The sequence below is a fragment of the Mesorhizobium sp. WSM4814 genome, from assembly GCF_055811595.1.
Window position 1 is genome coordinate 1 of the sequence record NZ_JBVVQT010000019.1, and the last position, 20,557, is coordinate 20,557.

Genomic DNA, 20,557 nt, shown 5'->3' on the forward strand with positions numbered 1-20,557 from the left:
CCCTCAATGCGAGCGCGACGTCCGGTTCGTGATCTCTACCTCACCCCACGCGCCCATCCCGCGCAGCGGGTTCGTTCGTCGGCCCCGCTCCAGTCATCAACGCGCCGCACAGCGGTCGTGCTGTTCCTTCGAAGCAGCGGCTACAGAAGGTTCAATACCGGACCTCGCCCGGTCAGGTGCTCATACGAGGCCGGCTTTGCGAAGGCCATCCACGATCAGCTCGAAATCGTTGGGATCCTTGTAGGGCAACACTTTGCGGCGATGTTCCAGTGAATATTGGGGGTTGACGCGAAACACTTCCTGCCACTCGCGACGGGCTTCTTCGAACCGACCCAGATGGCCGTAGCTCGCCGCCAGGAGCACGCGTGAGACGTCGGTGGAAGGGTTACGAACAAGTCGCCGCCTCAGGATCCCAATTGCCTCTTCGTACCTGCGCAACTGGAACATCGCTTGCGCCTGGAAGTGAAGGTACACGTCCGGATAATACGGGTTCAAGGCCATTGCCCTGTCGAAACACCGGAGTGCGTCCTCAGGCTTGCCGGAATAATGCAGTGCGTAACCGAGATTTTCGTGCCCCTCGGCAAGATTTGGCGCAAGAGCGATCAAGCGTTTAGCCGAGCAGATGGCCGCCTCATGCCGTCGCGAATACAATTCGACGATGCCCAGCGCCCAATGTGCGTAAGGGTATCGATCGTCGAGCGCCACTGCCCGTGCCGCGAACATTTCCGCTTGTGCCATTGCGTTCGACCACGACGAGCTCCACTGGTTTGCATAGTCCAGTATGTTTGCGAACGCGAGGAACGCGTAGGCGGGAGCGAATTTCGGGTCGAATTCGACGGCGCGCTGCAACAGCTCCCGGCCCTTGATGTTTTCCGCTTTCGTGAACCGCCATAGCTGCTCTCGGCCATGAAGAAAGCAGTCATACGCGTCCAGGTTGCCGGTTTGCTCGGTCGCGAGCCGCTGCTGGTCGCCCTTTGTCAGGTTGAGCGCCAGCGCGTCGACAATTTGCTGCGTGACGTCGTCCTGTACGGCAAAGATATCGGTCAGGTTGCGATCGAAGCGCTCCGCCCACAGATGTCCGCCTGTGGTCGCGTCAATAAGCTGCGCGGTGATACGTACCCTGTTGCCGGATTTGCGAACGCTGCCCTCCAGCACGTAATGCACGCCGAGGTTCCGGCCGACCTCCTGAACGTTCACGTTCCTGCCCTTGAAAGTGAAGGACGAATTGCGAGCGATCACAAACAGCTGCGACAGCTTTGAGAGAGCTGTGATGATGTCTTCGGAGATTCCGTCGGCGAAATATTCCTGCTCGGTATCACCGCTCATGTTGGCGAAGGGCAGCACGGCGATCGATAACTGAGGCGGTGCCGCTGTGGAAAGCAGAGCTTCCGAAAGTTCGTGGGTCACAGGCGCCTTTGCGTGAGCCGCGGTGCCGACTCGGAGTGAATAAACCCGGATCGGTTCGGCAATATTCTTGAGCTGGGTGTCGCCGAGATCACTGACCGAAACGTCTAGTCTCGTCTTGACTTGCCGATAGGCGTCTTCGGACAGGCAGATGGTGCCCGGGGCCGCGACACCCTCCAGACGCGAGGCGATGTTGACGCCGTCGCCCATCAGGTCGCCGTCGCTTTCTTGGACCACGTCGCCCAAATGTATCCCAATCCGAAACTCGATGCGGCGATCCTCGGGCACGCCGGCGTTGCGCTCGACCATGCCATCCTGCACTTCTATGGCGCAGCGCACGGCATCTACCACACTGCGGAATTCAACCAACGCACCATCGCCTGTGCGCTTGACCATACGACCGTTGTACACGGCGATGGTCGGGTCGATCAGGTCGCTTCGAAGTGCCCGCAACCGGGCCAAAGTACGATCTTCATCCGCGCTCGCCAGCCGGCTGTACCCGACCACATCAGCGGCAAGGATCGCGGCTAGCTTGCGGCTCTCGCTCACGGGCCAATCTCCTCGTATCCACAATAACACGAAGAGGCAGGGAAATATAAAAGTTCGCTGTCCCCATCAGAGCGGTATCCTGCACTCGCTAGAATTCTACACCCTACGCCGAAGTAAGGGGTCATCCGGCGCGGCTGCCTGGCAAGGGACGGCCATCAGCGCCCGCCTCAATGCCTCTTGAAATACTGCACCTCGCGTTCGTGCTTCTGCGCAGCCTCGCGGCTGTCAAACGTCCCGAGATTGCGGCGCTTGCCGGTCTTTTCGTCCTTCTTGCTCGAATGGAGGCGGTATTTTCCGTCTTTGAGTTTTCTGATCATCTATCACTCCCCGAGCCGCTGCTTCCCCTTGAGGCTGCGCGCGGCTTGTTCGATCGCCGCTCGGTCGTTGCCCAGCCTGTCGATCAGTTCCTGCGCCTGTTCGCCCGATATGCCGGTGCGCACAGCCAGGGCCTCCACCGTCAAGACGTCGGAGCTCGCGACCTCGCGGGTTTCCGGCAGGGCATCGCCTGCGGTCAGCGGTAGGGCTGCCTCCCTGTCGATCTCGGCCTCGGCCCGGTGCCAGTGCCGCTCGGGATCGCCATGAATCCCGCCTTCGCGTTCCCAGATCTGGTATGCGCGCTCACGAATCCTGTCTTCCCGGTCGTCGCCCATGTTGATTCCTCCTTTTTGTATCGGATGAACGCCACGCCAACCCGAACGATCCAAGAAGTCTGCGTGATCGTTGGACGGGTTGCCCAGGCGCCATGCGCTGCGGCCGCCAGTCCGCCACCTGCCGGCTACTCGCACTGCCGGCGCGGGCCGCCGGAATAGGGCTGGTAGGTGTTGTCTTCCGGCCGATAGGAGCGGTAGCGGCTGAAGCAATATTCTACGTGGTCGGGCGGAAGCCAGGCGCCGCCGGTTTCATCCGACGCAACCTCGCCATCCATTGGCGACATGTCGGTCGCCTCGACATAGCTGGGGCCATCGTCGGCAGGCTGCGTGGCGCGGTCGGCCGCACCGGCATCGAGATAGGGCGAGATGCAGGGACGCTGCTCTCCGCTGTAGGATGTGTAGTGGTCGTCGCTTGGCCTGTAGGAGCGGTAGCGGCTTGCGCACCACTCCACATGGGCGGCGGGCATCGCCTGCTGCTCGTCGGTTGCCGGCGTTGTCGGCTTGATGGAGGCGGTAGCGGTGGTGTCGGGCGACGAAGATGCGGCATCGGCAGGTTTCGCGGCGCGATCAACTGGGGCCTCATCAACTGGGGCCTCATCAAATGGGGCCTGATCAAATGGGGCCTGATCAGCCGGGACCGCTGCAACCTCTGGGACCTCTGGGACCTCTGGTACCTCTGGTACCTCTGCGACCTCTGGGGCCGCGCGGGCGGGAAGGCGCTCAAGCTGCTGCGAAGCGGGGTTCACCTTCCGCGGCTCCCTCGGCCACAGTTCGGCAACGCTGGAAGTCGGAGCGACCGGCCGCACCGGTTCGGCGAAGAGAATCCAGAGGGCGAAGGCCAATCCGCTGGCGAAAACCGCCAGCGTCAGCACGAAGCCGCCAAGTACCGCCGATAAAGCTTTCACCTTGCGCTCCTTTGCCCCGTCATCTGTTAAAATGCGAGGCATTGGATCCGGTTCCAACCAAGCGCGGCAGCATGAACTTCCGTGCGCAAAGGAAGCCCCCCTCCGTCTCGGCTTCGCCGGGCCACCTCTGCCCGCTTCGCGGGGCGAGGAACCCAGCTTTCTAAGGATCGCCGACAAGATCGGTATAGGTCCTCAGTTCGCCATCCTGCCCGCGAATCCGCCAGGTATCGCCGTCCCGCGCCTCGACATGGCACGGGCCGAGCGGCACTTTGCCGCCGCCGTCCGGCAGGTCCAGCACGTAGACCGGGTTGCAGATGCCCGACAGGCGCGCCCGCAAGGCGCTGACCAGCGCCCGTCCCTCGGCAATCGTGGTGCGCCGATGCGCCATGCCGCGCGCGAGGTCGCCGTGGTGCAGGTAATAGGGTTTTATGCCGAGGCGGTACATCAGTTCGCGGCACAGCTCCTCCAGCACCTCGACGGTGTCGTTGACGCCTTTCAGCAGGACGCTCTGATTGAGCAGCACGAAGCCGCCCTGCCGCAACGCGCGGCAGGCTTCTTCGGTGGCCGGCGTGATCTCCCGCGCGTGGTTGAAATGGGTGACGACTGTGACCATCAGCCGGCCCTGCAGCGAGCGAACCATTCCTGACGTGACGCGCGAGGGCAGCGCTACGGGCACGCGTGTGTGGATGCGCAACAGCCGCACATGCGCAACCGCCTCGATGCGGGCGCGGATTTCTGCCAGCGCCTTGTCCGGCAGCGACAGCGGATCGCCGCCGGTCAGGATCACCTCGCGGATTTCGGGGTGGGCCTCGATATAGGCGAAGGCCGGCTCCAGCGCCTCGCGCGAAAAACCGCGGCCGATCGAGGTCAGCGACTCCTTGCGAAAGCAGAACCGGCAATAGACCGCGCACTGGTAGGTCGCAAACAGCAGGACCCGGTCGGCATGGCGATGCGTCAATCGCGGCACCGGGCTGAAAGCGTGGTCGGCGATCGGATCGTCGAGCTCGCCCTCCTGCTCGGCCAGCTCTTCGGGCGACGGGATGACCTGCGCCCGGATCGGATCGGCGGGGTCGCTCCAGTCGATCAGGTCGAGATAGGCTTTTGGGATGCGAACCTTGTGGCGCGTGGCCGCGGCTTGAGCCGCCGCGCGCTCGGCTGGCGACAGCGGCAGGGAGTCGAGATCGCGCACCTGCCGCACGCCGGCGCGAACATCGCCCTGCCACGCGGCGTCGTCGTCGGCCGCCATGCCGGTGTCGGGGGTGTCGAGGTGTGAGGTCATCAAAAGCTCCTTGAATTCGGGGCTGTACAGCATTGGAGCCGAGGTGCGAACCCTTGCCGGATGCACTCAGCGGCGAAGCTGCCAATCTCCCCCGCGAAGGCAGGGCTATTGCAGGTGGAAAGCCGAGGCTTTCGCTCTACGATGTACCCCCACCCCTGTTCGCGATGTCTCCGGTCCAAACACCCACAAGGGGGAGGGAGACTTCCGTTTGCGCTGACCTCGGCAAATTGCCATGCCTTTCGGGCGCCAAAGGGGAAGTTAAGGCGCGCGGCAGCGTTCCCTCCCCCTTGTGGGGAGGGTTAGGGTGGGGGTCCACCTTCGCAAGAATCCAAATGCGATTGACCGGCCCACAAGGTGGGAGATTGGCAGCTTCAGCGCCCGCCTGGTTTCTCAGCACGCCCATCCGGCTTCATGATGATCTCGCGATGCGGATAGGGGATGTCTATGCCGTTTTCCCTAAAAACATCCCACAGCGCCAGCAGCACCCTGCCGCGCACATTGGTCAGGCCTTGCTGAGGGTCGTGGATCCAGAAGCGCAGGACGAAATTGAGCGAGGATTCGCCGAAGTCGGTGAGCCAGCAGACCGGCCGCCGGTCCGCTTCGACCCGGCCGACGCTCATGGCGGCCTTGATGGCCAGTTCACTGACCTTATGCGGGTCGGCGTCGTAAGAGACCCCGAAATTCACGTCGAGCCGCACGAGGTTGTCGCTGAACGACCAGTTGATGACCCTTTGGGTGATGAAGTCTTCGTTCGGGATCAGGTACTCGCGGCCGTCGCGCGTCACCACCGAGACAAACCGCGCCCGCAATTCGCGCACCCAGCCGAAAGTGCCTTCGAGCGAAATGGTGTCGCCCGGCTTGATCGACTTGTCGAGCAGGATGATCATGCCGGAGACGAAATTCGAAACCACCTTTTGCAGCCCGAAAGCCAGGCCGACGCCGACGGCGCCGGAGAATATCGTCAGGGCCGTCAGGTCTAGTCCGACGGAGGACAGGGCGATGGCACCCGCCACCAGCACAAGGGCGACCTTTGCGACCTTGCCGACGAGGACGCGGATCGAGGGCGTCAGCTCTTCGGAGATGCGGACGCGCTCGTCGATATACTTGCCGACGACCACCGCAAGCCAAACCGTGGCGATCAGCAGCAGCGCCGCTTTCAGCACCATGAGCGCCGAAAGGCGCACCGCGCCCAAAGGTATTGCAAGGCCTTCCATGAAAGTCGCAGCGTCGTCATCGATGCCCAGGATGACGAGGGCCGCATAGATCCAGGTCAGCCAGGCGAGAGCCCGCGCGACAAAGCGATTGCGGATGATGCGCGACAGCACCGACGCAAACAGCCACGCAAGCGATAGCGAGAGCGCGATATAGATGAAATGGGTCCGGCTCGGCCAGGTGACGGCGCGCATGAGAACGAGCGCGGCAAGCAGGAAGACCGTGAACAGGATCCAGTCGGTGCGCCGCAACAGGGCAACGACCACCCTCAACAGTCCGGGATGCCCCTTGATCTGGCGTGCCCGGTTCTCCACGAGCGGTTCGATGCGCTGCGCCGCGAGCTTCGCGACCAGGAAGAGCATGACGATGATGGCAGCCTGATAGAAAAACCACGGCGTGACGGCGAAGTCGAACCATCGGCTGGCCCAGGCCAGCGATTCATCGATGGCGTTGCGAAAATCCATTCCCACACGACCGTTATGGATTGGCGAACAGCACAATGTCGCCGGCCTGGTGAAGGGTCAAGCCGGCGCTCTGCGCTTCAGCCCGCGCGCCCCCGGCGCCTCTTGGCCGGTGCGCTCAACATGTCGGGTATAGCCGCCGTCATAAGAGTGACGCACGCGGCCAGGCAGCGGCCGCCAGAAACAACAACCGATTGGAAACAACCGCTGGAAAATCGCCAACGCGCAACATTGAATCACTGTTACATTAGCTTGCTCTTAAATTAGATTTAGCGTATGTATGCAGGTGGCCGGTGATCTACCCCCCAACCGGTTAGGCTCGGCGCCAGTCCCGCCCCCCTCAGGCCAACGACGCCGGGCCGCTCGGCCCTTGCTGCCCTCGCGGCAGCTCAGCTCCGCAGCCCCGGCGCCTCCTGCCCCGTTCGCTCGACATACTCCGTATAGCCGCCGCCGTAGGTATGAACCCCCTCGGGCGTCAGTTCCAGGACCCGGTTCGACAGCGCCGCCAGAAAATGCCGATCATGCGAGACGAACAGCATGGTGCCCTCATACTGCGAAAGTGCCGTGATCAGCATCTCCTTGGTGGCGATGTCGAGGTGGTTGGTCGGCTCGTCCAGTACCAGCAGGTTGGGCGGGTCGAACAGCATCAACGCCATCACCAGCCGCGCCTTCTCGCCGCCCGACAGCACCCGGCATTTCTTTTCGATCTCGTCGCCGGAAAAGCCGAAGCAGCCGGCCAGCGCGCGCAACGGCGCCTGGCCTGCCTGCGGAAACGCATCCTCCAGCGTCTGGAACACGGTGCGTTCGCCCTCCAGCACTTCCATGGCGTGCTGGGCGAAATAGCCCATCCTGACGCTGGGCCCGCGTGCCACCGTGCCATTGTCCGGCGCGGAAGCGCCGGCGACCAGCTTCAGCAGCGTCGACTTGCCGGCGCCGTTGATGCCCATCACGCACCAGCGCTCGCGACGGCGCACCTGGAAATCCAGCCCCTGATAGATCGGGCGGCTGCCATAGCCCTTGTGGACGTTCTTCAGCGTCACCACGTCCTCGCCGCAGCGCGGCGCCGGCTGGAAGTCGAACGACACTTTCTGGCGGCGTTTTGGCGGCTCGACGCGGTCGATCTTCTCCAGCTTCTTCACCCGGCTCTGCACCTGGGCGGCGTGCGAGGCGCGTGCCTTGAAGCGCTCGATGAAGGCGATCTCCTTGGCCAGCATCGCCTGCTGGCGCTCGAACTGCGCCTGCTGCTGCCGGTCGGCGATCGCCCGCTGCTGCTGGTAGAACTCGTAGTTGCCGGAGTAGGCGGTCAACGAGCCGCCATCGATCTCCACCACCTTGTCGACGATGCGGTTCATGAACTCGCGGTCATGCGAGGTCATCAGCAGCGCGCCGTCATAGTTCTTCAGGAACTGTTCCAGCCAGATCAGGCTTTCCAGATCGAGATGGTTGCTCGGCTCGTCGAGCAGCATGGCGTCGGGCCGCATCAGCAGGATCCTGGCCAGCGCCACGCGCATCTTCCAGCCGCCGGAAAGTTTTCCGACGTCGCCGTCCATCATCTCCTGGCTGAAGCCGAGGCCGTCCAGCACCTCGCGGGCACGGCCATCCAGCGCATAGCCGTCGAGCTCCTCGAAACGCGCCTGCAGGTCGCCGTAGCGGGCGATGATCGCGTCCATCTCGTCAGCGCGATCGGGATCGCCCATGGCGGCTTCGAGTTCGCCCATCTCGGCCGCCACTTCGCTCACCGGCCCGGCGCCGTCCATCACTTCGGCGACCGCGCTGCGGCCCGCCATGTCGCCGACGTCCTGGCTGAAATAGCCGATGGTGACGCCGCGATCGACGGAGACCTGGCCCTCGTCGGGCTGCTCCTCGCCGTTGATCATGCGAAACAGCGTCGTCTTGCCGGCGCCGTTGGGGCCGACCAGCCCGACCTTCTCGCCCTTCTGCAGGGAGGCGGAGGCCTCGATGAAGACGATCTGCCGGCCGTTCTGCTTGCTGATGCTTTCCAGTCGAATCATGCTTTTCACGCGCGCCCAAGGGATTTTCCCCGCGCCAATACGCGATAGGCGGCGCCTGCGGAAGCCCGCAAATCACGGGAATAGGACGCCACATTCGAAGTTCGAACTGAATTGGCGGAACCTCGGATAGTGCCGGCAGTTTAGAAAGATGACCTCAAACAGCGAAGGAGGACGAGATGAAGACCCTAACCGCTATTTTGCTCGCCACCTCAATGATCGGGCTGACGGCCGGCACGGCAAGCGCTACCTGCCACGACACGACCGCATCGGTCGAAGCTCAATCAGGCGTCGCAAAAGACGCAACGCGCGCGCCCCTCGAAACCGACGCGAATACCGGTAACAGGGTAAAGGGCGGCCCGGCCAACAAGACCGGCAACACCATGCCGCTTGCCAACCAGGAAGCCGGCGGCGATAAAAACCTTGCCACCTCGCAGCAGGATGTCGAGGCGCAGCAGGAGGGCGAGAAGACAGCAGCGGCCAAGGCCGACCCCTGCAAGCCGGACTGACGCGAATTGAAAAGCCGTTTGCAGACGGCGCGCCGCAGCACAAGGCGAAGCGCGATGGTCACCCGATCCCGCCGGTCACCACGTAGGCGCCGGCGGCGCGTCCGTCTTCAAGACGCACGACAGCGGTGACGATCGAGCCGTACGAGCCGCGCCAGACGCTGTGGATTCTCTCATGCTCTTTGGCCGGCACCACCGCGCGCCCGGTGAAGCGCGCCCCGGTCTGTTGCATGGTGGCAGGCTCGCCGTTGACGTGCACTTTCACACGAGTGTCGGTCCCGGCCTTGCCATCGATGTCGAGCATGATGGTTATCTCATCCTGATCACCGGCATGGCGCGTCTCGGCGGCAAGCGCGACGGTGAGCGGCGGCGCCTCGCCGGGCATGCTCGCGTTGTGTCGGGCGAGAAAAACATCGTCGGGGAGTTCCGGCGTGCGCGGCGGGCGGCTGCGGCGCTGGTCAAAACGCTCGAAGTCGCCGGCCAGCCGCAGCAGCCGGATGTCGTCATAGGCCTTGCCGGCGAAGGTTAGGCCGACCGGCATGCCGACATCGGCCATCGCGCCCATCGGCACGGTGACGGTCGGAATGCCGAGATGGCGCGGCACCAGATTGCCATTGGCGACCCAGGTACCGTTGCGCCAGGCCAGCGCTGCGGAGGCCTCGTTGACATCCGCATCGGCCGGACCGACATCGGCGACGGCGGGAAACACCACCGCGTCGAGCCGTTGCGCGTCGAGCCAATCCTCGAAATCGATGCGCCGCGTCGCCTCCAGGCCTTTCATGCCGGCCTCCAGCTCGGGAATGGCCAGGAATGGCGTGACGCCGCGCTTGGCCCGCTCGACATATTCCGCCACATCAAAACTGTCCTCATAACGGTCCGGCAGCGTGCCCGGCGGCTGCGGAAAGATTTTTGCGCCGTCGACCGACGCGAGATCGGGGATGGTAGGGTCGGCATTGGCGCGCAGGAAATCGTCCCAGGCGAAGACGCACAGGTCCCATATCTCGCGCTCGGCGAATCCTTTGGGAATCAGCCGGCGATCGACCATGTTTTTTGTTCCCGGCCGGTCGCGCTCGTAGTTGGAGACGACGGGAAAATCGACTTCGATCACATCTGCGCCGAGCCGCCGCAGATCAGCCGCCGCCTGCTGCCACAGTTCCAGCACCGAGGCGCGGGTCTGGATCGCAATTTCGGCCTCCGTATCGCGGCCGATATACATGCGGGGCACGCCGAGCCGCATGCCTCGCAGCGCTCCCTCCAGCTCGAGGCCGGTGTAGCGTGGCGGCCGTACATCCGAGCTCTTCGGCAGCGCCACCCAGGGCTGCGCACACCAGAAATCGCCCCTTGTGTTCGGGTCGTCGGCAACGATCACGTCGAGCAGTTCGAGCATGTCGGGCACGCTGCGCGTATGCGGCACCACAACGTCCATCGTCGGCACCAGCGGCCAGTTGCCGCGCACCGAAATGACGCCGCGCGACGGCGTGTAGGCGACCAGCGCGTTGTTCGACGCCGGCGCGCGGCCCGACGACCATGTCTCCTCGCCAAGCCCGAAGGCGGCGAAGCTGGCGGCGGTCGCGGTGCCGGAACCATTCGACGAGCCCGACGCGAAGGCGGCGGTCAGGTAATCGGCATTGTAGGGGCTTTCCGCCCGGCCGTAGACGCCGCGCTGCATGCCGCCATTGGCCATCGGCGGCATGTTGGTCAGCCCGATCAGCACCGCGCCGCCGGCCCGCAGCCGCCCGATGGTGAAGGCGTCCTCGTTGACGATGAGATGCTCGAAGGCCGGCGAGCCGGCGGCCACTGTGAGGCCAGACACCTTGTAGCTGTCCTTGGCGGTATAGGGGATGCCGTCCAGCGGCCCGAGCGCAGCACCGTTCCTGCGGCGCCAGTCGGACGCGGCCGCCTCCTCGAACATTTTGGGATTGAGCACGGGAACGGCGTTGAGGGCGATGCCATGGCGGTCGTACCTGGCGATGCGCCTGAGACACGCGCCGACCAGCTCGACGCTGGTGACAGTGCCGGCCTCCAGCGCCTGCCGCAGCTGTGCGATGGACGCCTCGACGATGTGGAGGTTGGTCGTCATGTTCGGTCCCTGCACCCTGCGCGACGATGGGGCCTAGCGCCGATATTGCACAGGTCGCGTTCTTTCACACCCCCCCTCTGCCCTGCCGGGCATCTCCCCCGCAAGGGGGGAGATCGGCAGCGTCCTCGACAGCGCCAACTTTTCAACGCTGGAGATTGACGAAAGCCGAAGTGACATCCGATCTCCCCCCTTGCGGGGGAGATGTCCGGCAGGACAGAGGGGGGTGCTCAAGCGCGATCAGGAAATTGATCACTCCGGCGCGCCCGGGAACAGCGCCACCGCATCACCGCCGCCTGCCGGCCAGTCTCGGATGGTGCGGTCGTAGCCGCCGGTCAGCACTGTGCCGTCGGCGGCGAACGCCACGGCGTAGACCGGTCCGGACCGGCTGTCGAACAGCGCGGTCTCGCTGCCGGTTTCCATGTCCCACAGCCGTGCCGTGCCGTCGAGCGAACCGGACAGCAGCCGCTTGCCGTCGGTCGACAGCGCCAGCGCATAGACCGTGCCCGAATGGCCCTCGAGGCGGCGGACTTCGCGGCCGCTGTCGAGATCCCAGAGCTTGATCGTATAATCGCCGCTGCCGGTGATCAGATGGCGCCCGTCGGCCATGAACACGATGCCATAGGGGCCGCGCTCATGCCCGTGCCAGCTGCGCAGCTGCTTGCCAGTGTCAATGTCCCATAGTTTTAGTGTGCCCTCGATACTGCCGCTGATCGCGCGTGTGCCGTCGGGTGAGACGGCGACCCCGCTGATCGACCAGTCGTGCCCCGGCATCACATGCAGCACCGAGCCTTTCTCGATATCCCAGACGATGACCCTGCCGGTGTCGTGCCCGCTGACTGCACGTTTGCCATCGGGGCTGATCGCCAGCTTGTTGACGCCGCCGTTCTGGCCTGACGAGAAGACGTGCAGCACCGCGCCATCGGAGAGCTGGCGCAGCACGATCTCGCCATCGTCGCCCGCCGTCAGCGCCCGCGCCCCACCGGGCAGGAAAAGCGCGGTACGCGCCATGTCCTTGTGGATGCCGAGGGTGCGGATCAGGCGCTTGCCGTCGATATCCCAGAGCTTGATCGTGCGGTCGGCACTGGCGCTCATGATCGAGTGACCGTCGGACGCCACCGCCAGCCAGACGACGGGCTCGCGGTGGCCATCGGGCTGCGTCGGCTGCGGCGGCGGAGCCTGAGGCAGCGGCGCGACGGTCTGCGGTGGCGCAGCCGGGGCTGGAGCAGGCTCCGGCGGTGAGACAGGTGGGGCAAGCGCGACCTTGGATGGCGAGGCAGGAGCCGCTTCCGGTTCCGGGGCCGGTGCGCTGGTGACCTCTTGGCTTTCCGGCGCGCTCGGCACGGTTTGCTCGGCGATCAGGCTTTTGCCGGCGTCCTGTGGCTGCCGCGACCACGGGCTGAGCTGGTCGGCCACCAGAGCGAGCACGGCGAGGAACGGAACGACGGCAAGGAGCCGCCGCAGGCGTGGTCTTCCGGCGGGTTGCAGGTCGGCGCCCCTGCCGAACAGAGGCATCTTCGGAGCCAGCGTCGATCGGCCCGGCAACAGGCCGGCCCAGAACAGCAGGGCTGCAAGAGCTGAGACAACACCCGCTGTCCCGAAGAAAGCCAGGCGCACCGACGCGAAAGCGTCGCCGACATCCCCGCCGCCCAGCGCGAAATACACGCGTGTGAAGCAGAGCATGCCGATCGCCAGCAGCAGCATTGCCAGCAGCCTGTCGACAAACCTGTTCATCGGGCTCCCCTCGCGCCGCTGTCGCTTCGTCCGCAATGATGCAGGGCGGCGCCGGGCTTGTCGATGCCCGGTCAATTCCGAAGAGCGAAACAGCGAGCGCAAAACGCGCGGCTGCGCCAAATCGCTCGATATGGCCTGGCGACACTCTTGGTCGCCGCAATGTTGCCCGGTCGCGCGCTAGAATCGCCTGCCAGGGAACTCAGCACCGAGGCCAAGTGATGGATGATTGGAAACTACCCTGGGACGGCGGCTGCCTGTGCGGCGGGATACGCTTTCGCATAAGTGCGCCGCCCTTGCTGACCATGGCCTGTCATTGCACCGGCTGTCAGAAGCTGAGCGCGAGCGCCTATTCCCTGACCATGGCGGTGCCAAGCAGCGGCTTCAGCGTTACGCAAGGCGAGCCGGTGGTCGGCGGCATGAACGGCCCGCACCGGCAACTCTACTGCCCGCACTGCAAGAACTGGATGTTCACGCATCCGCACGGCCTGGACTTCTTCGTCAATGTTCGCGCTACCATGCTCGACGAGCACAATTGGTACGTGCCCTTCGTCGAGGTTTTCACGTCGGAAAGCCTGCCCTGGGCAACGACCGCCGCCAGCCACAGCTTCGCCACCCAACCCGACCTTGAGGGGTATACGCCATTGATCGAGGCCTTCGCCCGCGAAGGCGCGCGACCGGGCTAAGGTTTCGCTCTACGATGGACCCCCACCCCTAACCCTCCCCACAAGGGGGAGGGAGACTTCGTTGGCGCCGAACTCGGCAAATTGCCTGCCTTTCGGCGCCAAAGGGGAAGTTAAAAAGCGCGCGGCAGCGTTCCCTCCCCCTTGTGGGGAGGGTTAGGGTGGGGGTCCACCTTCGCAAGAATCCAAATGCGATTGCCTTGCCCGCAAGGGGGGAGATTGGCTCCCACCCCTCACCGCAACTCAACCCACACCGGGGCGTGGTCGCTGGCGCCGGGCTCGCCGCGGATGTCGCGGTCGATGCCTGCCCCGGCCAGCCGGCGCGTCAGTTTCTTGGACAGCAAGATATGGTCGAGCCGCAGGCCGGCGTCGCGCTGCCAGCGGTTGCGGCGATAATCCCAGAATGTGTAGAGCGTCTCCTTCGGGTGTTTTTTGCGCAGCGCGTCGGTCCAGCCCTGGTCGAGCAGCGCTGCGAAGGATTCCCGGCTCTCCGGCTGCACCAGCGCATTGTCGTCATAGGAGCGGGTCGGATAGATGTCGCGCGGCTCGGGCACGATGTTGTAGTCGCCGGCCAGCACCACCGGCAGGCCGGTGTCGAACAGTTCTTCCGCATGCGCGTTCAGGCGCTCGTGCCACGCCAGCTTGTAGGTGAATTTCGGGCCGGGCTGCGGGTTGCCGTTCGGCGCATAGAGGCAGGCGACGACGATACCGCTGACCGCCGCCTCGATGTAGCGGGCCTGGTTGTCGCTGTCGTCGCCGGGCAGCGCCTCGCGGGTCAGAACGGGTTCTGAACCCCGCGCCAGTATGGCAACGCCGTTCCAGGTCGGCTGTCCCACCCAAACCGCGCCATAGCCGGCCGCGGCGAGTGCTGTGCGCGGAAACTGCGTCTGCCTTGCCTTCAGCTCCTGCAGGCAGACTATGTCGGGCTTGGCGACAGTCAGCCAGGCGAGCAGGTTCTGCAGCCGGCCGTTGATGTTGTTGACGTTGAAGGTGGCGATCTTCATCGGCCTGCTTCAGCGCACGATGCGCTCGGTCCACGCCTTCACCGCATCGGCGAGAGTCTTCAGATGATCGGCGGCCGAAAAACCGGAGATGCTCTTGCGCGGCTTCAAATCGTGGTCGCCGTCTTCCAGCCACCGCATCTCGATGGCGTCGGAAAGATCGTAGGTCGCGACCTCGTTCCTGGTCCCGAATTCGTCGCGTGTGCCCTGAAAAATCAATGTCGGCGTCTTGAGACCGGCGAGGTGTTTTGTCCGAAGCTGCGTCGGTTTCCCCGGCGGATGGAAGGGATAGCCGAGGCAAAGCAGCCCTGAAATCTCGTCCTTCGAAAACATGTCGTCGGCGATCATCGAAGCGACGCGGCCGCCCATCGACTTGCCGCCGATGATGAGCGGCCCGTTCACGCCCTTCGCCCTGAGGTCGGCGATCGCCTTGATGTATTCCGGGTTCACCGTCTCGGCGCGCGGCGGCGGCTTGCGGTGGCCGTAGCGGCGGGCCGCCATGTAGTGGAATTCGAAGCGCGCAACGCGAAACCCGGCTTCGGCCAGCGCTTTTGCCGTGGCGGTCATCGAGGCAGAATCCATCGGCGCGCCGGCGCCATGGGCGAGCAGGATGGTGATGGGAGCGGTGTCTGGGCCGTCGAGGAGGAAGGTGGTCATGGGGCGGCCCACTTTTGAAGGCCGCGTTCCGTCCCACCCCCCTCTGGCCTGCCGGCCATCTCCCCCGCAAGGGGGGAGATCGGCAGCTCGGGCGCCCCGCTTACTCTTGCAACGTTTAAGGATGACGAAAGCGGCTGAGTGCTTAATCTCCCCCCTTGCGGGGGAGATGCCAAGTGGTGGCAAAGAGGGCAGGCCAGAGGGGGGTGTTCAAGCGCGACCAAACGAGCCCTCACCCCGACATCCGCGCCAGCTGCAAATCGATGAACTGAATACCCTTGGCCGCCATGCGCGCCCATTCGGAGCTGGCGTCGAGCTCGAGATAGCGCGCCCAGTTCCGCCGCGCCTCGGCAAGATTGCCGGCGTCGAACTCCAGCCGTGCCAGGTTGAACACCGCGTCGGCATAATTGGCATCGAGCGCGATCGCCTTTTGCAGATGCCGGCGCGCCGAGCCGTCGCGGCCCTCATCGCTCATCAGCCCGGCCAGATTGAACCAGGCCTCGACAAAGCCGGGGTCGCACTTGATGGCGCGGGCATAGTCGTGCGCCGCCTCGGCCGCGCGTCCGGCGGCGCGCAGGCAGTTGGCGCGGTTGAAGGCGGCGATCGCATCGCCCGGATCGATGGCCAGGCAGCGCTGGTAGAGTGCCGCCGCCTGCTCGTGGTCTTCAGCCTGTTCCGCGGCTTCAGCATCGGCGAACAGTTCTTCCAGCGTGTCGTCATCCGGCGATCCCAAATCGAACAGCAGCTGGCCGTCGAGTTCGCTCTGGCCGCCTTCAAGGTAGATCTGATCGGCGCGCCCATGCTGCGAGCCGACATTCAGCGACTTGGCGGTCAGCGAGGCGATCGGACCGCAACGGTGCACCGAGCGCGCGATCGCCCCCCACGAGGCGCCACCGGCAATCAGCCCGGCATATTTGCGGGCCAGGATCAGGTCGCGAAACGAATAGGGTTCGCCATCATGCTCGAAGGCATCGAACAGCGACAACAGGTCGAGGTCGGCGGCGGCAAGCCGCGACTGGTCAATGAGCGACTGTCTGGGCAGCGCCGAAGCCTCCGGCGCCTTGATCAGCCCGAGCAGGCGCAAAAAACCGTTTTCGCTGATCAGCTTGCGGCCGGCCGCGCGCTCGGCGGCGACGCGGCGCTCGATCTCGGCATCCCCGGCCTTGGCCAGAAGCGTGCGGCCGAACACGACATGGCTGGTGCGCCTGTTGACGCCGCGTCGCAACTGGCCCTGCCGGCGCTCGACTTCACGCGCCGCCAGCCTCAGCGGGAACGCCGCCAGCGCGCCGATGGCGCCGAAGACGCTGCCGGAAATTATACCGGTGGGCGCTGTCACCCTTTGCTCTTGCCGACGGCCTTGAGCAGATTGGCCTTGAGCGGATTTTCCTTGGCCGCGCCGGCGCCGCCCTTGGCGGATTTCGTTGCCGGTTTCGCCGCTTCATCGGCCTTGCTCTTGCTCTTGGCCGGCGGCTTGGCCGATTGCGACAGGCTGGCCTTCAGCGCATCCATAAGATTGATCACATTGCCGCGCTCGGGCGCTGCCGCGATGATCGGCTTGTGGCCCTTGAGCTTCTCGCGGATCATCGCCATCAGCGCGATCTCATAGCGATCCTCGTAGTTCTTCGGATCGAAGGTGGTTTCCTTCTGCTTGATCAGCGCTTCGGCAAGCTGCAGCATTTCGGGGTCGGGCTTGCCGGCCGGGATGTTGCCGAAATATTCAGCCGTGCCGCGCACTTCGTTCGGGTTCCTCAAGGTGCAGACGAACATGCCGTTCTCGCGCGCGCCGATCGTCACCACGCGCTCGCGGCTGGACAGCACCAGCCGCGCGATCGCCAGCTTGCCGGACTTGCGCATCGCTTCGCGCAGCACGGCGAAGGTTTCCTCGGCCATCGCGCCATCCGGCGCCAGGTAGTAGGGGGCGTCCTGATAGATGACGTCGACCGAATGCTCGTCGACAAAGGCTTCGATGTTCATCGTGTGGTTGGATTCGATTCGCACCGCCTCGAGGTCGGCATCTTCGATGATGATGTACTGCTTGTCCTCGTATTCGTAGCCCTTGACCAGATCCGAGCGCTCGACCAGCCCGAGCTCGGGATCGACCGGCTTCATGTTGATGCGGTTGTGGGTGTCCTTGTGCAGCTGGTTGAAGCTGATGCGCTCGCTGGCACTCGTCGCCGGATACAGCCGAACCGGACAGCTGACGAGACTGAGCTTGAGGTAACCTTTCCAACTTGCCCTGGGCGCCATGAAACTCTCCTACGCGGCCGTGCACCGTCGAACATTTCGCAGCGCCTCGTCCAAAGGACGAACGACGCTGCGCAAAACCTACATCGCCCTCACAATACCGGCAAATCCCTAGCGAAATCTTCCATGTCGGCCCAGGGATCGCCGGAGGTGGCCAGAAGCCCCGGCAGTGAAGAATAATTCAAATCTTCCGGAGCGTCGATGGATTCCAGATCGGACCAGCTCACCGGCGTCGAGGCCGGCAGGTTTGTGCGGGCGCGCAGCGAATAGGGTGCCGCCGAAGTGTGGCCGCGCGCGTTGCGGTGAAAGTCGATGAAGATGCGCCGCTTGCGGTTGTCCTTGCCCATGGTGGTGGTGAAGGTGTCGGGCGCCGTGGCGGCCAATGCCGAGGAGATGGCGCTGGTCGCCTGGTGCAGTTTTTTCCAGTTCTGTTTTTGCGTCACCGGCACTGATATGTGGATGCCCTTGCCGCCCGAGGTTTTGGCAAACGGCACCAGCCCCATCGCCTCCAGTTCGGCGCGGATATGCACCGCCGCCTCGACCACCTCGCGCCAGCCAACCCCCTCACCGGGATCGAGGTCGAAGACGATCAGGTCGGGTTTGTCGAGGCGCGTGCGATGGGTGCCCCAGGTGTGGAACTCGACGACGCCGAACTGCGCCAGCGCCAGATAGCCCTTGGCGTCCTCGACCGACAGGTAGGATTTGGTTTCGCCCTCGGAATTGGTCGCCTCGAAAGTCGCCACCGATTTCGGCATGCCGGTGAAGGCATGGCGCTGGAAGAAGCAGTCCTGCGGCTTGCCGGTCGGGCAGCGCACCAGCGACACCGGGCGGCCCAAAATGTGCGGCAGCATGAAGTCGCCGACCAGCGCGTAGTAGACGGCGATATCGAGCTTGGTCGGTCCGGTTCTGCCGAACAGCCGCCGCGTCGGGTTGGTCACCCAGATCGTGGCGAGGTCGGCCTCGGCGATCAGCCGCTTGCGCTTGGCCGATACAGGCGTCGACAGGCCGACATCGCGCAGCCCGCGGAACACGGCATGGCGCAGCGCATTATCGGTGGTCCGGTTGGCATAGTGGATATGGGCCGAAAGCAGCGGCCGCACCCAGTTCATCTCGCGCATGATCTCGCGTGGAACGCCTTCGGGTGCAGACGCGCCGGCGCGCAGCGGCTCCAGCCGGGCCAGCAACGCGGTGGCGGTGGCGGCGTCGAAGCCGGTGCCGACCTTGCCGCGATAGTGCAGCTCGCCATCCTCGAATTCGCCGAGCCCGAGCGCGGCCAGCCCCTCGGCTGCAGCGGAAGTGGTGTAGCCGGCGATGACGAAATCGCCGGTCTTCAGCGCCTTGGTCTTGGTCCACGTCTTGGTGCGGCCGCTCTGGTAGATCGCGGTGGCGCGCTTGGAGACGATGCCTTCCAGCCCGAGCTCGGAGGCTTGGTCGTAGAGCGCCTGGCCATCGCCTTCGACGTGGTCGGAGAACTGGATGGCGGAGTTGGCGCCCAGGCCGGACAGCAATTGCGACAGCAGCGCCTTGCGCCGGCCGAGCGGCGCTTTTGTCAGGTCCCAGCCGTCGAGATACAACAGGTCGAAGGCATAGAAGTGGAGCTTGTTGCCGGCGCCCTCGGCCAGCGCCTCCTGCAAAAGGGCAAAGCGGCTGATGCCCCTGGCGTCGAGCGCAACGACCTCGCCGTCGATGATTGCATCGCGGCAGGGCAGCCCGGCAAAGGCGAGCGACAGGTCGCCATAGCGCCTGGTCCAGTCGAGGCCGGCGCGGGTGATCAATTTGACCGCGCCGTCGGCCAGATGCGCCATGGTGCGGTAGCCGTCGAATTTTATTTCGTGCAGCCAGATTTCGCGCGTTTTTTCGGCAGGGCTTTCGCCGCCCGGCGGCTTCGGAACCTGCGTGGCCAGCTGCGGCTCGATCCGGGAAGGCAGCTGCGCCTTGACCGCACCCGCCAGCGCACCGGGTTTCAGCGCCACCGGTTTCGCCCGCCTTGCGGCAGGCTTCGGGGTTGCAACCAGTTCCTCGATGCGGCGGCCGGATTTGACGCTTTCCGGCCGGGCTTCCAGTATGTCGAGCCTGGCGTCGGCGGCGAGGTCGCGCTCCTTGAACAGCAGCCAGTTCTTTTTGCCCTCATCCTCGCCGGGCTTCGGTTTCAGCCTGGTCAGCATCCAGCCGCCATTCAGCTTCTCGCCGGCGAGACGAAATTTGAAGGAGCCGGTGCGCAGGCTATTTTCGACATCGTCCATCGGCGCCCAGACGCCGGTGTCCCAGACGATCATCGGCCCGCCGCCATATTCGCCCTCGGGAATGACGCCTTCGAAGTCAATATATTCAAGCGGATGGTCCTCGGTCTCGACCGCCAGCCGCTTGTCGGCCGGATTGAGCGACGGGCCGCGAGGCACCGCCCAGCTCTTCAGCACATCGCCGACCTGCAGGCGAAGATCGTAATGGTCTGATGCAGCGTGATGCTTGTGCACGCCGAAGCGATTGCCTTCTGCGGCAACCGGCCCACCGGCGGGCTCCGGCGTTTTGCGGAATTCGCGCTTGGCGCGATAGGCCTTGAGTTTGGAGGGAGCTGGCATGGGGCTAGGCGGTGGTGGCGAACGAGCGAGCGTTCGCGCCTTCGTCATACCAGGACGGAGCGAACGCCAAGCGAAGTGCAGGCCCTGGGTTCCATGCCGTGACATCTGCCGAAGAATGCAGCGGTCCAGAACCGATCACCCTCCGTCGAGTTTCTTCACACCCCCCTCTGTCCTGCCGGACATCTCCCCCGCAAGGGGGGAGATCGGATGTCACGAATGCTTTCGCCAACCTCCGACGTTGCCAAGAGGGCGGCCACAGTGACACTGCCAATCTCCCCCTTTGCGGGGGGGATGGCCGGCAGGCCAGAGGGGGGTACTGTCCCGCCTGCGCCCCGAAATATTCCTGGGATGACGAAGGGATGAACGTCACACTCAATCGTCGGTGGCCGGCGTCAGTTCGAGCTCGGCAGGCGACAGACCCTGCTGGAGCTGGCTCAGCCGGAATTCGTCGACCCAATAAGCCTCGCCGTCGACGAGGACACGCGCTTTGTAGGCGCCGGCTGAAAAACTTTGCGCGGTGATGTAGACCTTGTGGCGGTCGAGCGCCTTGCGCACTGCAGCGCGCTTGGAATTCTGGCTGGTGACGGAACTGGCCATGGACTCGCTCATACAC

General features: G+C 64.6%; 18 protein-coding genes. 3 read left to right on the top strand and 15 right to left on the bottom strand.

Annotation, left to right across the window (positions count from 1 at the left end; genetic code table 11):
* Positions 1–180: 180 nt before the first annotated feature.
* From AC0L2V_RS23910 to AC0L2V_RS23925, 4 genes are all read right to left on the bottom strand, one after another.
* On the bottom strand, positions 181–1,953 hold the full coding sequence (locus AC0L2V_RS23910) for an adenylate/guanylate cyclase domain-containing protein (RefSeq protein ID WP_473521369.1): 1,773 nt from the start codon (positions 1,951–1,953) through the stop codon (positions 181–183).
* Between the two features lie 167 nt (positions 1,954–2,120).
* Positions 2,121–2,270, bottom strand: a complete 150-nt coding sequence (locus tag AC0L2V_RS23915) for a hypothetical protein (RefSeq protein ID WP_091600645.1) — start codon at positions 2,268–2,270, stop codon at positions 2,121–2,123.
* A gap of 3 nt (positions 2,271–2,273) precedes the next feature.
* Positions 2,274–2,603, bottom strand: a complete 330-nt coding sequence (locus AC0L2V_RS23920; protein WP_091600644.1) for a DUF2934 domain-containing protein — start codon at positions 2,601–2,603, stop codon at positions 2,274–2,276.
* A 125-nt stretch (positions 2,604–2,728) separates the two neighbouring features.
* Positions 2,729–3,070, bottom strand: a complete 342-nt coding sequence (locus AC0L2V_RS23925; protein WP_287222783.1) for a BA14K family protein — start codon at positions 3,068–3,070, stop codon at positions 2,729–2,731.
* On the opposite strand from AC0L2V_RS23925, the gene AC0L2V_RS23930 reads away from it, so the two are divergent.
* Positions 3,056–3,499 (top strand): hypothetical protein, encoded by a 444-nt coding sequence (locus tag AC0L2V_RS23930; RefSeq protein ID WP_473521370.1) that lies wholly within the window; start codon positions 3,056–3,058, stop codon positions 3,497–3,499. The two genes, AC0L2V_RS23925 and AC0L2V_RS23930, sit on opposite strands and share 15 nt — an antisense overlap.
* A gap of 169 nt (positions 3,500–3,668) precedes the next feature.
* Here the strand turns inward: AC0L2V_RS23930 and AC0L2V_RS23935 are convergent, their stop codons facing one another.
* The 3 genes from AC0L2V_RS23935 to AC0L2V_RS23945 all read right to left on the bottom strand — a co-directional run bounded on the left by AC0L2V_RS23935 (position 3,669) and on the right by AC0L2V_RS23945 (position 8,472).
* On the bottom strand, positions 3,669–4,787 hold the full coding sequence (locus AC0L2V_RS23935) for a KamA family radical SAM protein (protein WP_473521371.1): 1,119 nt from the start codon (positions 4,785–4,787) through the stop codon (positions 3,669–3,671).
* A gap of 371 nt (positions 4,788–5,158) precedes the next feature.
* The gene (locus tag AC0L2V_RS23940; RefSeq protein WP_473521372.1) at positions 5,159–6,463 is read right to left on the bottom strand and encodes a mechanosensitive ion channel family protein; all 1,305 of its coding nucleotides are present in this window, start codon (positions 6,461–6,463) and stop codon (positions 5,159–5,161) included.
* 386 nt (positions 6,464–6,849) lie between these two features.
* A complete protein-coding gene (locus AC0L2V_RS23945; RefSeq protein ID WP_473521373.1) occupies positions 6,850–8,472 on the bottom strand; it encodes an ABC-F family ATP-binding cassette domain-containing protein in 1,623 nt (540 codons plus the stop codon).
* Between the two features lie 176 nt (positions 8,473–8,648).
* On the opposite strand from AC0L2V_RS23945, the gene AC0L2V_RS23950 reads away from it, so the two are divergent.
* Positions 8,649–8,978: a hypothetical protein gene (locus tag AC0L2V_RS23950; RefSeq protein ID WP_287178459.1), complete on the top strand. Its 330-nt coding sequence runs from the start codon at positions 8,649–8,651 to the stop codon at positions 8,976–8,978.
* A 58-nt stretch (positions 8,979–9,036) separates the two neighbouring features.
* Here AC0L2V_RS23950 and AC0L2V_RS23955 read toward each other — a convergent pair whose 3' ends face one another.
* Together AC0L2V_RS23955 and AC0L2V_RS23960 are read right to left on the bottom strand one after the other, a co-directional pair.
* Positions 9,037–11,055 carry an amidase gene (locus AC0L2V_RS23955; RefSeq protein WP_473521374.1) on the bottom strand — a complete coding sequence of 673 codons (2,019 nt, stop codon included), beginning with the start codon at positions 11,053–11,055 and terminating at the stop codon, positions 9,037–9,039.
* 249 nt (positions 11,056–11,304) lie between these two features.
* Positions 11,305–12,786 carry a WD40 repeat domain-containing protein gene (locus AC0L2V_RS23960; protein WP_473521375.1) on the bottom strand — a complete coding sequence of 494 codons (1,482 nt, stop codon included), beginning with the start codon at positions 12,784–12,786 and terminating at the stop codon, positions 11,305–11,307.
* 218 nt (positions 12,787–13,004) lie between these two features.
* Between AC0L2V_RS23960 and AC0L2V_RS23965 the strand changes: the two genes are divergently transcribed.
* Positions 13,005–13,469: a GFA family protein gene (locus AC0L2V_RS23965; protein ID WP_473521376.1), complete on the top strand. Its 465-nt coding sequence runs from the start codon at positions 13,005–13,007 to the stop codon at positions 13,467–13,469.
* 230 nt (positions 13,470–13,699) lie between these two features.
* On the opposite strand, the gene AC0L2V_RS23970 is transcribed toward AC0L2V_RS23965, so the two are convergent.
* The 6 genes from AC0L2V_RS23970 to AC0L2V_RS23995 form a co-directional block, all read right to left on the bottom strand.
* Entirely contained in the window at positions 13,700–14,470 is a 771-nt protein-coding gene (locus AC0L2V_RS23970) for an exodeoxyribonuclease III (protein ID WP_473510653.1), read from the bottom strand.
* 9 nt (positions 14,471–14,479) lie between these two features.
* A complete protein-coding gene (locus AC0L2V_RS23975; protein WP_473521377.1) occupies positions 14,480–15,124 on the bottom strand; it encodes an alpha/beta hydrolase family protein in 645 nt (214 codons plus the stop codon).
* A gap of 229 nt (positions 15,125–15,353) precedes the next feature.
* Positions 15,354–16,457 carry a tetratricopeptide repeat protein gene (locus AC0L2V_RS23980; RefSeq protein WP_473510649.1) on the bottom strand — a complete coding sequence of 368 codons (1,104 nt, stop codon included), beginning with the start codon at positions 16,455–16,457 and terminating at the stop codon, positions 15,354–15,356.
* On the bottom strand, positions 16,454–17,368 hold the full coding sequence (gene ku / locus AC0L2V_RS23985) for a non-homologous end joining protein Ku (RefSeq protein WP_473510648.1): 915 nt from the start codon (positions 17,366–17,368) through the stop codon (positions 16,454–16,456). The genes AC0L2V_RS23980 and ku overlap by 4 nt, the downstream gene beginning before the upstream one ends.
* A gap of 89 nt (positions 17,369–17,457) precedes the next feature.
* A complete protein-coding gene (ligD, locus tag AC0L2V_RS23990; RefSeq protein WP_473521378.1) occupies positions 17,458–19,944 on the bottom strand; it encodes a DNA ligase D in 2,487 nt (828 codons plus the stop codon).
* A 372-nt stretch (positions 19,945–20,316) separates the two neighbouring features.
* On the bottom strand, positions 20,317–20,541 hold the full coding sequence (locus AC0L2V_RS23995; RefSeq protein WP_029351283.1) for a hypothetical protein: 225 nt from the start codon (positions 20,539–20,541) through the stop codon (positions 20,317–20,319).
* Between the last annotated feature and the right edge of the window lie 16 nt (positions 20,542–20,557).